Source organism: Proteus alimentorum (assembly GCF_002607735.1).
Lineage (GTDB): Bacteria > Pseudomonadota > Gammaproteobacteria > Enterobacterales > Enterobacteriaceae > Proteus > Proteus alimentorum.
Genome location: NZ_NBVR01000020.1, coordinates 180,243 through 196,698 on the forward strand (window position 1 = coordinate 180,243; position 16,456 = coordinate 196,698).

The window sequence follows — 16,456 nt, forward strand, 5'->3', positions numbered from 1 at the left end:
CAGCAGAATGTGTCATCGATGACTCAAATTCCCTCTTTTGCGCCAAGATGACCTAAATGAATAGCATCAGCTCTGAAAACCAAAATCAGCTTCAGACATGAATAATATTCGGAGTCATCTCTATGCTAAGTTTCTTTAAAACCAGAAAGGATCTGCCGCTAATAGAAGCGTCAAGTGAAAAGATCCGCGCAATATATAAAAAGCACCAATGGCAGGTCTTCTTTGGTCTTGTTCTTGGTTATGCCATGTTCTATGTGGTTCGTATGGCACTCGGTGTGGTGAAAAAACCTATGCTGGATGCAGGTATCGTAACCACCGCTGAACTCGGTTTAATGGGTTCTGCGTTCTTCTTTACCTACGCATTTGGTAAGTTCTCTAACGGCTTCTTGTCAGATTATGCCAATATTGGACGCTTTATGTCCATCTCGTTAATTGCCTCTTCCTTTGTTTGTATCTTCATGGGAATGTCAACAGCGAGCCTGTTCTTTATCCTGTTATGGGGTATTAACGGTTGGTTCCAATCTGTCGGTTCGGCACCTTCTTGTGTCTCTATCTTCCAATGGTTCTCACCAAAACAACGCGGTACGGTTTATTCCATCTGGGGTGGCTCGCGTAATATCGGTGAGGCAATTACGTGGGTCTTGACTGCAACCATAGTGAGCTTCTTCGGCTGGCGTGCAGGTTTTATCGGTGCAGGTATCGCCGGTATTGCTGCGGGTATTATCTTACTGATGATTTTAAAAGACCGTCCTCGTACTTATGGCTTACCTGATCCAGCAACCGCGTATGGCGAAGAGTCAGAAGCCGTTAAATCAAGTGATCCGAAAGAAACACGTCGTGCTCAGTTATTTGTATTAAAACAACCAACAGTGTGGATCATCGCAGCAGCATGTGCGGCTATGTATATCTCTCGCTACGCAATCAGTTCATGGGCCGTTCTTTACCTACAAGGTTCAAAAGGTTACTCACTGATTGATGCCGGTTTCGCAATGTCTACTTACCCAATCGCGGGTTTCTTCGGCGCAATCTTAGCGGGTATGGCTTCAGACAAACTGTTTAACGCTAACCGTCATATTCCAACACTCATTTATGGTATCGCCAACATCGCGGGTTTTGCACTGATGTTCTGGGGTCCACAAAGCCGTGTTATGGATGCTGTTGCATTAAGTATGGTTGGTTTTGCAATGGGTGGTCTGGTTGTATTCTTAGCAGGTTTAACCGCTTGTGACCTAATGCCGAAAAACGCAGTAGGTGCAGTAAAAGGCTTTATCGGACTGTTCGCTTACATTGCAGCATCAGCACAAGAATTGATTTCAGCATCACTCATTAAAGTGACTCAAGTCGGCGATATCACTCACTACGACTTCACCACAGTACAGTACTTCTGGATTGGTTCTGCCATCGTTTCCATGATTTTAGCGACGCTAGTCTGGAATGCGAAAAAAGTGACCATGGATTAATGAATTAATTAAGTTGTCATCAAGGGATACCTTTGGGTATCCCTCTTTAAAAAGAGAATGTCATTATGCGTAAGACAAAAATTGTTGCGACTCTTGGCCCTGCTAGCTGCTCAGAACAGATGATTGAAAAGCTCATTTTAGCCGGCGCTAACGTATTTCGTTTAAACTTTTCACATGGCACTCGCGAACAGCATCAAGCCACTGCCGCAACTATCCGTCAGGTCGCAGAAAAACATCGTGTATTTATCGGGATCTTAGCTGACCTGCAAGGCCCTAAAATTCGTATTGCCAACTTTAAAAATGATTCAATTCAATTAAAACAAGGCGATAGCTTTATTCTAAATGCTGATTTAGACAGCACATTAGGCGATGAGCAACAAGTTGGTTTGGATTACCCACAACTTGTTCAAGAAGTCACACCAGGGAATATTCTGTTACTCGATGACGGTAATATTCAATTACAAGTCAGTGCTGTAGATAATAATAGAATTGAAACCAAAGTGACTGTCGGTGGAAAACTCTCCAACCGCAAAGGCATTAATTTACTCGGTGGTGGTTTATCTGCTCCAGCATTAACAGAAAAAGACAAGCAAGACATACACACAGCAGCCGCTATTCAAGCAGATTATATCGCCGTGTCATTCCCACGTAATGGTGCCGATATTGAATATGCCCGTGGTTTAGTCATTGCCGCAGGAAGTCATGCCAAAATCGTGGCTAAAGTAGAACGTGCAGAAGTGGTTTCTTGTGAAGCCAATATGGATGACATTATTAAAGCGTCAGATGTCATTATGGTAGCACGAGGCGACTTAGCAATTGAAATCGGTGATGCCAGCTTACCGGGCGCTCAGAAGCAATTAATCGCACGTTGTCGTGCATTAGGCTGCCCTGTTATCACTGCAACCCAAATGATGGAATCAATGATTGAAAGCCCAATGCCAACCCGTGCCGAAGTCATGGATATCGCAAATGCAGTGGGTGATGGTACTGATGCCGTGATGCTATCCGCTGAAACTGCGGCAGGGAAATATCCCGTGGAAGCCGTCAGTGCAATGGCTCGTGTAGCTGAAGGAGCTGAGCGCTCTTTTGCTGCTAATGTTGAAAACCCATGGCAATCACCGTCTTACTATTCACAAACAGGTCGTTGGATCGCGCTAGCCGCTGCAACAACAGCTTTCCATGACGACAAGCATTTAAGCGTTGCTGCATTAACAGAAAATGGCACATCAGTGACCTTATTGTCACGCTTTATGCCAAACAATAACGTATATGCATTAACAGATAATCCCGCACTTGCAGGTCAATTGACGGTATTACGTGGTGTAACGCCTGTGGCTTATCAACGTCAAAATAATCATGACTGCGATGAAAGCATCATGCAAAGACTGCAAACAGAGGGATTATTAACAGACATGAATTCACTCTTAATCACTCGTTTATCAACCTTTGAAAAAACCGGTGAAAGCGATTGTTGTCATCTTGTTCCTGTAAAACAAGTTGAAGCAGCAACGGCTTGAGTGTCTTCCATCAAGGGGCTTATGAGAGAGGCAACCTGAAGTAAATAACAAGAAAAAGAGCACACCAAATCATTTTAGCCACAAGGATTGTGGCTATTTTTATTTATCAAAAGAAAAATTATTTTTTATTTTGATAAATATTAATCAATGAGATCCCTTTCCTCGTCATCCCTACCATTTTTTAAAATGATCTTTCCAATAACAAGAACACACCGAATAACGCATCAAGTTATATTCAGATAAATATATTGAAAATAGATAATTCATAGTGGATAAATGACAAACAAACCATCGGATTAATATATTATCTTAATTATTTATACTTAATCATTTTATAGTTTGATGGATTTTTCATTGAACGATAGAATCTTACTCCGAATGATAACCAATAAAAAATATATCCCCCCCTTATCCTATAAATATGAAGCAAACCAAGTGATGGCAAAAATGAAACGATTTCTAGTAATATTTTCATCTCTTTTTATTTTGAATGGCTGTGCATATTATTCAAATCAATTTGGCTTAGGTGATTACGACAAATTTTGTTCCAATTTGGAAGACGATACAAAACGGGTCAATGAAAAGTATTTCATCAGTGATACACAGTTTTTCTACCTCACTAAAAAGGGTGACTATTACTCTGAAGTTGAATTCAACCAGTTAACATCCCCTGCATTCATCAATGTCAGTTACGGTGAATTATCAGCCAAAGAATTGAGAGATACCTCTAAAAAAGTTTTCACTGTTAAATATACAAATGTTAATACAAACAAAAACATTTGTTCTCCCACTTTAGTCAGTTCAGATAGATATGAAAGAAATTATATGAACGCTATTTTAGGAAGAAAGGTTCTTATTTCCTCAGATAAAGAATCAGGCTCAAGTGGAACAGAGATTTATAATGATAATAGTAAAAAAGGATTATCTGTTAAATATATATAAAAACATTAAATAAAAAAGCAGCGTAATAAAAAAGAATAAAAATCATACTTTTTATTATACTGCTTTTTATTTTCATGCCTCGCAAGGATAGGCATCTTGTAGTGCTAAAATATAAATTAACTCTATGGGTGCATCTTTTTGTTTCTGCTTCACTGTAGGGTATTTATTTAAATAAGCGTCAATATGTTCAACCATAAAATCACTATTTTGCTCCACTTTTTTAGGTGGACAATAAAGTGGTTTAAAATCAGTATGTTCATTGTTCATTTTGACAGAAACAGCATAAAAATTAAATCCATTTGCAATGCCATTAAAATAGGCTTGTGTTATACCCTCTAATTGTTTGTTATCTGGATTATCTTGGGCTAACAACTGCTTTACTTGAAGATAAGCACTTAATGTTATCGCTTGCGAATAGAAAGGAAATATCAGCAAACCTCCCAATAGCATATTTAATAGCATTCTTTTTTTCATTCATCTTTCCCTTTATTCAATAGACACTTTTCATCACTATCACAGCAATGGCAACAAGAACAACCCATTTAGATAACTTGTCACTCTCAGATAAAACAAAAACTGTACCTTAATATGAGTTTCCTCTATCAAAGTACAGTTTGTTTTATTTAATCAGACAAGGATTTAATTAGATTTTTGCCGCCTTTTTTGAGCTCATATTTTGGCTCATCTGGGTTAAAATCTTCATAAAATTATCAATATGCGCACGCTCTGTATTTGGGTTCATAAATACCGCTTTCTCACCCGGAAGATAAACGTAACGGTTATTTTTTGCATATTTAGAACAGGCAATAGAATCAACCCAGTTAGTAAATAACCCTTCTCTACCTCGCTGTAAGAAAAGTTTTCTATGCCACTGTGTGTTATGAACCATAAAATCATACGCTTCTTTATCAGTAGAACATGTTAGCTCTAAATCAAAAGCAACGTTAGGATCTTTCACTAAGTTTGGATCATACAGTTTAAAACCAACACTTGGGCCTTGGTTTTGTGGCACGATCACTTTCGCATTACCCATCTCTAACAATTGATGGCGCATATAGTTCGCGTTTTGCAAACAGTGAGCAATAATGGTTTGATAACCCTCAATACCCATATAGTGCATTGCAGAATAAGCACCAAAGATACCCACACCACTACGTGTGCATTCAATCGTGGATTGTAAGTGAGTCTGCCCTTCTAACTCATGTTCAAAGTACGTGAAGTTTTCAGGATCGTTTTCCAGTGCGACGAAATCATTGCCGTTTTTCACCAGCACTAAACTTGAGGTATAAGGTACATAACCCCATTTATGGAAGTCGATTGTAATAGAGTCGGCATATTTCAGATGTTTGAATTTCTCAACATTCTGGCGTAACCCTTCCAAAGTGACATCGTTAATTGCCAGTGGGTTACTGCTAAAGTCATATTCTAAAAAGAAAATGATCGGCCAACCAACAGCCGCATCAACATGTACGTGTGGCTTAACAGGTATCTCGAACTCTTCACATAAACGGTCACGTAACTCACAAACACCTTTCACATCATCAACACCAAAGGTATCTGTGGTTCCTGTGGTTAACATGATCGTTGGTACTTTACACTTAACAGTAAAGCAGGCTCTTAATTCTCGCTCTAAGTGTTCTAAATTAATGGTGTTATCTTCAGACACTTTAATACGAATGGTCTTGTTATCAACATCAACGCCTAACAATGCAAGGTTAGTCATGTTTGAGTAGTGACCACCTTGAGAGTTAATGATGCGATAATCTTGATCTGCAGCCATACCTAAATGTTTAGAATTAGGCATAGATTTGCGTAAACCAAATAGATAACCATATAAGTTACACATGGTGCCACCTTGAGTGAACACACCTGACGCAACTTCCGGATCGTAACCAACCAATTTAGCAACTTTTTTAATCGTCACTTTTTCTAATGCATCAGCGACACCTGAATATTCACAATACACCATGTTAGGGTTGCCCATTAACCCTAAGATTGAACCATAAACACCTGGATCACTCGGCATTGCAATAACGTTTTCAACAGCTAATGGGTTTTCCCAGTTTTTACATAACGTTGAAACTAACATCAGTAATTCATTAGGATCGTTTTCAGGGTAATTAATATTTTGCTGAATTTGTGTATCTGCCATTAAACGTTCAAATAATTGTGGCCCATTAAAATAACGTTGTAATTGGTCATTATCATTAGTCGTTGTTTTTCTAAACTGTGTAATCGATTGAATGGTTTTATCCTGAAATATCGGCCAATACTTCGGATCTCGGCTGAAAAAGTGAGCAATAACGTCGTGGTATTTCTTCTCAAATTCCGCATTTAGAATGTTAGCAGAAGATAGACCTAATAAATCTTGATTTTTCACTATATTCTCCAAATAGAAACCGACAATAACTTAAATAAACCGTATAGCAATACTATACATTTTCTTATTAAATTAGTTAGTGTTCCATGCAATAACGAGGATCACATGGAAAGTCATTCAATAAATAAATTTTTATTAAATATCAAATAAATACATCATCACGGAAAGTTAAATTTACAGTATCTATTTTTCACATATCTACTTATGTGACTGACATCACAGTAAAAATAGGACTACAAACAGAAACAATCACCCTCAATATTAGTAACTATTTGAAATATAATCAAAATACAACAACCCACTTCTAACCAACTGATATTGTTGAACTCTTTATTTAATTAATTGAATTAATCTGTTATTTCCGCAATCAACCCCCGCTAAATTACATTTAATTTAATCAACACAGATAAAATAAGAATAAAACACTGGTATATTTTTCATAATTAGCTAATAAATTCTAATTTTAACCATTATTAGGTATAAAATATTGGTTAAGGTTAATTCAGAAGATAGCCATCAATGAAAATATAAATAACAAAACTATCACAGTGAATAATGCTACAAATGATTTAAATATCAGTTAAAATGAAAATAATAACTCTGCTAAATAATCAGAATATTTACTCTACATATTTTGTGTTATTTGCCGATACTTAAAGTAATAGAGTAGGTAATTAACGGAGAACACAATATGAAAGCACATATCACTGTTGCTGCTGTATTCGTATTATTATCCGCAAGTGTCCATGCTGAAGAATTTACCTGCCAACTTGAAAATGGTAAGTATGTCAGTGTATTCGCTGAACATGGAAAGCCCCCAGTTTATCGCTATGGCACACTCGCTAAAACAGAGATCACACTACCAGTACCTCAGCAACCCAATAATAACGTCTTTTATGGACATCAGATGTTTGTTGCTGGCGCATCGACTTATGTTCGTTTTAAGAATGGAAACTATAGCTACGTCGTTTATGACGGTGAAGGGAGAGGTTGGAATTTTAATGGCATTATTGTTTATAAAGACAATAACATTATCAGTAAAAAAGAGTGCAAACAGCCATTAACACCCAGCTTAGATAATTTAAAAAATTACTCAATTAAAATGGATCCTTATTTAGAAACCTATATTTATGCTCCATAGTTTCTAGCTTTATTAATTAGATGTAAAAAAACCCAACTTAAAATTGGGTTTTTATTATTTTTAAGCAACAAAATGTATTGATTAATCTTCTAATAACAGAACAGATTCTAATGCAATTTCAATCATTTCGTTAAAGGTAGTTTGGCGTTCTTCTGCTGTAGTTTGTGTGCCTTTTTTAATGTGGTCAGATACAGTACAGATAGTCAGTGCTTTTGCGCCGTATTCAGCTGCAACACCGTAGATACCTGCCGCTTCCATTTCAACACCTAGGATGCCGTATTTTTCCATTACATCAAACATTTCTGGATCTGGAGAGTAGAACAAATCAGCAGAGAAGATATTACCAACGCGAACTTTAATATCTTTCGCTTTTGCTGCATCAACAGCATTTTGAACTAATTGGTAATCAGCGATAGCGGCGAAATCTTGGTCTTTGAAACGCAGACGGTTAACTTTAGAGTCAGTACATGCGCCCATACCGATAACAACATCACGCAGTTCAACATCGGGTAATACTGCACCACATGAACCTACACGGATAATAACTTTCACGCCGAAATCTGTAATTAGTTCTTTTGCGTAAATTGAGCAGGAAGGAATACCCATACCGTGGCCCATTACAGAAACTTTACGGCCTTTATACGTACCTGTAAAACCTAACATACCACGAACATTGTTTACTTGACGAACGTCTTGTAAAAAAGTTTCAGCGATGTATTTAGCACGAAGCGGGTCGCCCGGCATTAAAACGACATCAGCAAAATCGCCCATTTCTGCGTTAATATGAGGGGTAGCCATAATTCTTCCTTTTAATTGATCTTTTTACTATTCAAATATAATTCGGTAGGCATATTACTATACCTACCGAAGTAAAATTAAAACATTGCTTTACCATAATCGACTGGAGATAAGCCAAAGTATTTAACAACAGTCTGACCGATATCAGCAAAGGTTTCACGATGACCTAATGAACCTGGTTTCACTTTTGGACCATAGACAAGAACAGGAATGTGCTCACGAGTATGATCAGAGCCTGGCCAAGTTGGGTCGCAACCGTGGTCTGCTGTTAAGATAAGAATGTCATCTTCTTTTACCAGTTCCATTAATTCTGGTAAACGACGGTCGAATAACTCAAGAGCTTCACCATAACCCACAGCATCACGACGGTGGCCGTAAGAGGAGTCAAAATCAACAAAGTTGGTGAATACAATGGTGTTGTCGCCTGCGAGTTTCATTTCTTCAAGTGTCGCATCAAACAGCGCATCAATACCCGTTGCTTTCACTTTCTTAGTGATACCTACGTTTGCGTAGATGTCAGCAATTTTACCAATAGAAACAACGTGACCTTGTTTTTCATCAACCAGTTTTTTCAACATAGTTGGTGCTGGTGGCTCAACCGCTAAATCATGACGGTTACCTGTACGAGCGAAGTTACCCGGTTTATCACCAATAAATGGACGCGCAATAACACGACCAATGTTGTAATCGCCTTTGTTTAGTTCATCACGAGCAATTTCACACAGCTCATATAATTCATCTAAACCATAAGTTTCTTCATGACATGCAATTTGGAATACCGAGTCAGCAGAGGTATAGAAAATCGGCTTACCGGTTTTCATGTGCTCTTCACCCAGTTCATCCAAAATCACGGTACCAGATGCGTGGCAGTTGCCTAAGTATCCTGGTAATTTTGCACGTTTAACGATATTTTCTAACAGCTCTTGTGGGAATGAATTCTTCAGTTCTTTGAAGTATCCCCAATCAAACAGAACAGGAACACCTGCGATTTCCCAGTGGCCTGACGGAGTATCTTTACCAGAAGAGATTTCACTCGCGTAGCCATAAGCACCGATAATATCTGCGTTTTTATCTAAACCAATAGGGAATTTACCTGTTGATTCTTCCGCAGCTTTACCTAAACCTAAACGGCAAAGATTAGGTAAATGAAGAGGACCTTTACGACCGTCTCTATCTGCTTTACCGTCAGCAAACGCTTGTGCGATATGCCCTAAAGTGTCTGAACCTTGGTCACCGAATTTCTCCGCATCACCGGCAGCTCCGATACCGAAGGAATCTAATACCATGATATGTACACGTTTCATAATTCTCTCTCCTGTGTCATTCTCCGTAGACCACGGATATGTCACTTATAAATCGTAATTGAGTTCTTATTCGCTGATTTGGCGGTACACCATTGGTGAAGCTTCGCGTTTGCTGTCACCAATTATCATCGCTTTACGGACTTCAGCCGCAGCTTCTTGCCATGATTTTTCACTGTTAGCATGGATCATCGCTAAAGGTGTGTCTGTATTGATTTCAGCACCAAGCGCTACGATGTCGCTTAAGCCAACACTGTAATCAATAGCATCAGTCGCTTTACGGCGACCGCCGCCTAATGTCACAACTGACATACCTAATGCACGCGTATCCATTTCTGTGATGAATCCTGCTTTCTCAGCGAATACAGGTTTACTTAATACCGCAGTTGGCAGGTATTTATTGTAGTTTTCAACAAAATCAGTTGGGCCTTTCTGTGCTGCAACCATACGACCAAAGACTTCTGCTGCTTTACCGTTATCCAACACATCTTGTAGTTTTTGACGAGCTTGTTGACGATCATCCGCTAAACGGCCAGATACTAACATTTCAACACACAGCGCCATAGTGACTTCAAATAGACGTGAGTTACGATATTCGCCTGTTAAGAATTGAACCGCTTCACGAACTTCAACCGCATTACCTGCGCTAGAAGCTAATACTTCGTTCATATCAGTTAACAGTGCCGTGGTTTGGCAACCAGCGCCATTTGCGACTTGGACAATTGACTCAGCCAGCTCTTCAGATTTTTGATAAGTTGGCATAAAGGCACCCGAGCCCACTTTTACGTCCATCACTAATGCATCTAAGCCTTCAGCTAATTTTTTACCTAAAATAGATGCTGTGATAAGCGGGATTGAATCAACTGTAGCAGTAATATCACGGGTAGCATAAAAGCGTTTGTCAGCAGGTGCTAATGAATTAGTTTGTCCGATAATGGCAACACCAACATTACGAATAATGTCACGGAATTTTTCATCATCAGGGAAAATATCAAAGCCAGGAATTGCCTCTAGCTTATCTAATGTTCCCCCTGTATGGCCTAATCCACGACCTGAGATCATAGGCACATAACCACCACAAGCTGCAACCATTGGCCCTAACATCAGTGAAGTGACATCACCTACACCACCGGTTGAGTGTTTATCAACAATTGGGCCGTTTAAATTTAGACTTTTCCAGTTCAGTACTGTACCGGAATCACGCATAGCTAATGTCAACGCAACACGCTCTGGCATTGTCATGTCGTGGAAATAAATAGTCATTGCTAATGCAGCAATTTGACCTTCAGAAACAGTATTATCTCTGACGCCATTAATGAAAAAACGAATTTCTTCCTCAGTTAAAGGATGACCATCACGCTTTTTACGAATAATCTCTTGGGCAAGAAACACTGCAACCTCCTGGTTTTATAGCATTGGTAACGCCCACCGTCATGAAAAGTGAGCGTATTTCACGAATGGATTAGTAACCACTAGACGATTTTTGTTCGCCATGACCTAAAGTGGCTAATAAATTACCTAACAAGCTTGACGCACCAAAGCGGAAGTGACGAGCATCAACCCAGTTGTCACCCATAATGCGGTTTGCTAATGCAAGGTATTGAGCAGCTTCTTCAGCAGTACGTACACCACCCGCTGGTTTGAAACCAACTTCTTTGCCAACACCCATATCGTGGATCACTTGGATCATTAACTCAGCGCTTTCCAGTGTTGCATTTACAGGTACTTTACCTGTGGAAGTTTTAATAAAGTCAGCACCTGCTTTGATTGAAATTTCAGATGCTTTACGGATAAGTGCTGGATCTTTCAGCTCACCCGTTTCAATAATAACTTTCAGTAAAGAACCAGCTTCTGCACACGCTTCTTTACATGCTTTAACGATATCAAAACCGATTTGCTCGTTACCTGCCATAAATGCACGGTAAGGGAAAACTACGTCAACCTCATCTGCGCCATAAGCTAATGCCGCGTTGGTTTCTGCTAATGCGATATCTAAATCATCATTACCATGAGGGAAGTTAGTTACGGTTGCGATACGGACGTCTGGAGTACCCTGTTCGCGTAACACTTTACGTGCTAATGGAATAAAACGTGGGTAGATACAAATAGCGGCTGTATTGCCTTCTGGGCTTTTAGCCTGATGACATAATGCAGTCACTTTTGCATCAGTGTCGTCATCATTTAATGTAGTTAAATCCATCAAAGACAGCGCAAGGCGCGCTGCAGCGGTTAAATCTGTCATAAAACTCTCCAACGATGTTTCTCAAGCCCTTTTGGGCGTACGCTTAAGGTTAGCGATTAAATTTGTTGGCGAGCGGACTTGGTTCCTTGAAGATGTTGTTGTAACTTACGCTACAACGACAGCTGAGCTCCCTCTCACCGCGCTATGCTCACTTCGGCGACCCGTCATTGAGCCTTCGCCATTCCATGAAGTTTCAGCACATCTTATTTGAACACGCTAAGGAACAATTAGATGTGCTTTGTGTCACACTAATCAAATGCAACTTGCAAACAATGACATAAAAATGTGATGAATATCACAGTTAGGTCATTTTCTGGTTTAATGTTACTCGAATAGCGCCTCTAAGTCGTCTTTATAACGCAAAAAAAGCATGATCAATATGAAATGATATCGCTATTGACCCTATTCATTACAGATTGCGAAATATCTCTCACAATAAAAATAGTTAACATTACAGCAGAAAACAAACATAAAAGAGCAGACAGGCAAAATACCTATCTGCTCTTTATAATCAAAATCAATTAAGCAGCAACAACAGCCATTGCAGTCAATGCAAAGAAGAAACCAGCAATTGTTGCACTCATTAAGTTAGAAAGCGTACCGGCCAACACAGCTTTCATACCTAAACGTGCCACGTCTTTACGGCGATTTGGTGCCATTCCGCCTAAACCACCTAGCAGTACAGCAACAGAAGAGAGGTTAGCAAAACCACACAGTGCAAAGGAGATGATTATCTTTGTCTGCTCTGACAAGATGATTAAGCCTGATGCTGCAACTTGGGCTTCATCTTGTAGGTATTTACTAAATTCAGAGTAAGCATAGAACTCATTAATAACCAGTTTTTGACCAATAAATGAGCCAGCAACGGTCGCTTCACTCCAAGGTACACCGATTAGGAAAGCAATAGGTGCAAACACCCAACCTAGCACTAATTCTAATGAGAAATTCTCATAGCCAAACCAGCCACCAATACCCCCGAGGATACCATTGACTAATGCAATTAACGCAACGAAAGCAAGTAACATTGCACCCACGTTAAGTGCCAGTTGTAAACCTGAAGAGGCGCCTGCGGCTGCAGCATCGATAATATTGGCAGGTTTTTCGTCATCCGCCATTTTATCAAGTGCATCTTTTTGATCATCTGGTGTTTCTGTTTCAGGGATCAATAATTTAGCAAAGAGTAAACCACCTGGAGCAGCCATAAAAGATGCCGTGATCAGATACTCCAATGGTACGCCCATGCTAGCGTATCCAGCAAGTACTGAACCTGCAACAGAAGCTAAACCACCACACATAACAGCAAAGAGTTCTGAGGTTGTCATTCTTGCAATGTAAGGGCGAACAACAAGCGGTGCTTCTGTTTGCCCAACAAAAATATTTGCAGTTGCAGACATAGATTCTGTTCGTGATGTGCCAAGTACTTTTTGTAAGCCACCACCGAGAATTTTAATGACTATTTGCATAATGCCAAGGTAGTACAGCACGGCAATGAGTGAAGAGAAGAACACGATAACAGGCAGTACGCGTAGGGCGAATACGAAACCGCCACCACCAAACAACTCGAACATTTTATCTGATACTAGGCCTGCAAATAGGAAGCTCATCCCATTATTGCCGTAATCAATAACATTCTTAACACCATCAGAAACCGCAAGAAGCACCTCGCGACCACCGTCGGAATAAAGAACAAATGCACCTAAGCCAATCTGAATAAGGAATGCGCCACCAACTGTACGTAGTCTAATTGCACGTCGATTGCTGGAAAACAGAATGGCTATCAATATTAATGTTGCCATTCCGACCAAGCTCATAATGAGTTGCATTGAAGGATCCCTGTTCACATAAAAATTTAATGGATTATCAATAATGCTCTTGCCAGAGCTTATTGACTCTTTTTGCCAGATAATTATACCTAGTCTAAGAAAAGAACCCTCAATATCCATCACAAATAGAGTCTGAAAAAAGTAACACAAAAGTCACAAATGAGAAGTAGATCACACAAAAAGAGGAGAAAACGCATTTATTGAATAGGCTGAATAGAGAGAAAACATCATCCGATTAACAAACATATATTCAATTTTGACGAGTAAAGTTAGATTCAATTCAAGAACTAGATATTATCTTTTAACCGAAATAATTGTAGGCTATTAAAATAGAGTTGCTGAGCAATTATCTCTGGCGACTCTTGACGCAGCTCACAAAGTTGGGAAAAAACGTTCTGAATACGTTCAGGGCGATTAGGTTCACCTTGAAAACCACTCACAGGCATATCAGGCGCATCTGTTTCTAATAACAGATATTCTAGTGGTAACGAGGCAATTGCACGGCGGGTTTTTTGTGCTCGCTCATAAGTAATGGTTCCACCAACACCAATAAAATAGCCTTGCTGAATAAACTTTTCTGCCTGTTGCTGACTTCCTGCAAAACCATGAATAACCCCTTTGCGAGGCACATCATAACGACGTAAAAGTGCACTTAACTTATCGTGAGTTTTACGTGAATGTAGGATCACTGGCAAATCAAATTCAATCGCGAGTTTAAGCTGTGCAATTAAAAACGCTTCTTGCTTCTCAGGCTGAGGATTATCCATATAGTCATCAAGCCCTATCTCTCCGATAGCAACACAGCGAGAAGCTGTTTTTAATTTCTGTTTTAATACCAATAGATGTTGCTCAGTGTGCTCTTCAATATATAAAGGGTGTAGCCCCAATGCACAATATAATTGATGATGATTATTGGCTAGCGCTGCGACAACATCAAAATTCCAACGTGCAACGGCGGGAATAATTATTTTTTCAACATGAGCTTGATGCGCTAGTGACAAGCTGTTGGCAATATCATCATCAAAAACCGGAAAATCAAAATGACAGTGGGTATCAATAAATTTATTCATTCTGAATTTGCCTCACGTCAGGGTGTACGCTTCGAGTTCCTTGTTGAATAATAGCAGCATTCTCTGCTTTATCAGCCTTTGCTTCTTGTTCAAACAAGCTAAAGACTTTTTTATCGTACTGTTTGAATTTCTTCTTAGAAAAGTGTTGACCAATTGTCGCCAGAAAATAGCGCCCACAACGTCTACCCACATGATAATCATGATTTAATGCACTTAAACGACTTCCTAATGCACTAGATTGCAATGTAGTTGGTGGATATATTTCAATAATAACAACATCTTCTGGAGGAGATTGGATAAATTTAATTGTCTCAGTATAGGTTGCGATATGGACTTGGGCCATCTCCATAAAGCGCTGTAATCGGCTATTTTCGAACCATTTCCCCATACGCTCAACCCACTCTGTTGTATATTGATATTCTGAAGGAACGGTACGAACAACAACAATAGTACGACAACCACGTCGATAAGCTTCTCTCACAGGAATAGCGTCGCTGATACCACCATCATGATAAACAACATCATGAAATAAGACACCATTACGATAAAAAGCAGGAATGGCACTGGACGCTTTAATTATCTCAAGCCAAGTCGGTTCATCAGGTTGAAAATAATTTGCCTGAAAATTATCAGAACGACTTGCCACCATATAAAATTCGCGACCCGCATCAAAACGGCGTAGTGCTGTTGGCATATCAAGAGGCATTTCTTTGGCTGTCGTGTCTATATACCAATCAAGATCGAGTAAATTGCCACCACGGACAAAGCGAAGAGGATTGAAGAATTGATTATTAGTTGTATAGCGATTAATAATTTTACGTGCATATCCACGCTGACCACAGGCAAAAGCAGATAAATTTTGCGCCCCCGCAGATACCCCAAGTAAAATATCAAAGGGATCAAATTGCGATCGCATAAATTCATCAAGAACACCCGCAGTAAAGATCCCGCGCTGACCTCCCCCCTCACAAACTAAAGCAACTTTGCCTTGTGGTAGTGAGGATTGAAATTCGAGTGCAGTAATATTATTTAATGTGACAGGTATATACTTCCCCATAATCTCTCCTTTATACAGCTTATCAAAGGATACCTGCACATTTTTTTGACGTCATTATTTTTACGCATTCATACAAATAAACTAAACAATATCTTCTTAGAGAATGACGAATATAAGAGAAAACTCTGTTTATGATTTGATATTTACATCTGAGTCTACGCTTTTAACACCCTCAATTTTTTCAATAATTTGTAAAATTTTTTCTTCTTGCGCTTTACTATCAACAAAACCGGAAAGAAAGACATGCCCAAACTCAGTACGAATAGAAATATTACTACTATCAATATCTTGCATTGGCAATAGCGTGTTTTTAATTTTATTAGAAATAGAAGTATCACTTAAATAGTGACCCGTATTATTCCCTTTGCTATTGATTTCGCTATACCACGATGTTTCAGCTGATGCGCCCATACTGACAAAAGCGAAACCCATTGACATTACTAACGCTAATTTTAGCGTTTTACATTGTTTCATTGCTCTCCCCCTAATCACAATAACTGCGATAGGAAATATGTGTGTGTTTTAATATCTGTATTTTTATGAAACGCTACAAAATTTTAACAATCTAAGTTATTACATTAGTAAGCTATTAGAGTTAAATAAAGCAAAAAATAATAAATAAAGACTAATCCTAATGATTTTATTCTAATAATAACCAATAAAACTATAAAAAATTTTACTTATATTTATAAATAAGTATAAAAACAGACATAATGTTAACAGAA

Annotated in this window: 14 protein-coding genes; 4 read left to right on the forward strand and 10 right to left on the reverse strand. The window is 39.0% G+C overall.

Annotated features, from left to right (window positions below; translation table 11 throughout):
• Positions 1–122: 122 nt before the first annotated feature.
• From B6258_RS06035 to B6258_RS06045, 3 genes are all read left to right on the forward strand, one after another.
• Positions 123–1,460, forward strand: coding sequence for an MFS transporter (locus B6258_RS06035; protein WP_099074513.1), 1,338 nt, complete (start codon positions 123–125; stop codon positions 1,458–1,460).
• A 65-nt stretch (positions 1,461–1,525) separates the two neighbouring features.
• Positions 1,526–2,977 (forward strand): pyruvate kinase, encoded by a 1,452-nt coding sequence (gene pyk / locus B6258_RS06040; RefSeq protein ID WP_099074514.1) that lies wholly within the window; start codon positions 1,526–1,528, stop codon positions 2,975–2,977.
• A gap of 354 nt (positions 2,978–3,331) precedes the next feature.
• Positions 3,332–3,919, forward strand: a complete 588-nt coding sequence (locus B6258_RS06045) for a hypothetical protein (protein ID WP_164996140.1) — start codon at positions 3,332–3,334, stop codon at positions 3,917–3,919.
• A 72-nt stretch (positions 3,920–3,991) separates the two neighbouring features.
• Here the strand turns inward: B6258_RS06045 and B6258_RS06050 are convergent, their stop codons facing one another.
• The gene (locus B6258_RS06050; protein WP_099074516.1) at positions 3,992–4,393 is read right to left on the reverse strand and encodes a Rap1a family protein; all 402 of its coding nucleotides are present in this window, start codon (positions 4,391–4,393) and stop codon (positions 3,992–3,994) included.
• A 169-nt stretch (positions 4,394–4,562) separates the two neighbouring features.
• Positions 4,563–6,299, reverse strand: coding sequence for a pyridoxal phosphate-dependent decarboxylase family protein (locus B6258_RS06055; RefSeq protein ID WP_099074517.1), 1,737 nt, complete (start codon positions 6,297–6,299; stop codon positions 4,563–4,565).
• A 691-nt stretch (positions 6,300–6,990) separates the two neighbouring features.
• Here B6258_RS06055 and B6258_RS06060 point away from each other — a divergent pair.
• A complete protein-coding gene (locus B6258_RS06060) occupies positions 6,991–7,440 on the forward strand; it encodes a hypothetical protein (RefSeq protein WP_099074518.1) in 450 nt (149 codons plus the stop codon).
• An 81-nt stretch (positions 7,441–7,521) separates the two neighbouring features.
• Here the strand turns inward: B6258_RS06060 and deoD are convergent, their stop codons facing one another.
• From deoD to B6258_RS06100, 8 genes are all read right to left on the reverse strand, one after another.
• Positions 7,522–8,238, reverse strand: a complete 717-nt coding sequence (gene deoD / locus B6258_RS06065) for a purine-nucleoside phosphorylase (RefSeq protein ID WP_036934279.1) — start codon at positions 8,236–8,238, stop codon at positions 7,522–7,524.
• Between the two features lie 77 nt (positions 8,239–8,315).
• Entirely contained in the window at positions 8,316–9,542 is a 1,227-nt protein-coding gene (deoB, locus tag B6258_RS06070) for a phosphopentomutase (RefSeq protein ID WP_099074519.1), read from the reverse strand.
• A 66-nt stretch (positions 9,543–9,608) separates the two neighbouring features.
• Positions 9,609–10,931: a thymidine phosphorylase gene (gene deoA / locus B6258_RS06075; RefSeq protein ID WP_099074520.1), complete on the reverse strand. Its 1,323-nt coding sequence runs from the start codon at positions 10,929–10,931 to the stop codon at positions 9,609–9,611.
• A gap of 70 nt (positions 10,932–11,001) precedes the next feature.
• Entirely contained in the window at positions 11,002–11,781 is a 780-nt protein-coding gene (deoC, locus tag B6258_RS06080) for a deoxyribose-phosphate aldolase (protein WP_064721106.1), read from the reverse strand.
• Between the two features lie 521 nt (positions 11,782–12,302).
• Positions 12,303–13,604 (reverse strand): NupC/NupG family nucleoside CNT transporter, encoded by a 1,302-nt coding sequence (locus B6258_RS06085; RefSeq protein WP_099074521.1) that lies wholly within the window; start codon positions 13,602–13,604, stop codon positions 12,303–12,305.
• 287 nt (positions 13,605–13,891) lie between these two features.
• On the reverse strand, positions 13,892–14,674 hold the full coding sequence (locus tag B6258_RS06090; RefSeq protein ID WP_099074522.1) for a TatD family hydrolase: 783 nt from the start codon (positions 14,672–14,674) through the stop codon (positions 13,892–13,894).
• A complete protein-coding gene (locus B6258_RS06095; protein ID WP_099074523.1) occupies positions 14,667–15,731 on the reverse strand; it encodes a patatin-like phospholipase family protein in 1,065 nt (354 codons plus the stop codon). The genes B6258_RS06090 and B6258_RS06095 overlap by 8 nt, the downstream gene beginning before the upstream one ends.
• A gap of 129 nt (positions 15,732–15,860) precedes the next feature.
• Positions 15,861–16,205, reverse strand: a complete 345-nt coding sequence (locus B6258_RS06100; RefSeq protein WP_099074524.1) for a BON domain-containing protein — start codon at positions 16,203–16,205, stop codon at positions 15,861–15,863.
• Positions 16,206–16,456: the final 251 nt, after the last annotated feature.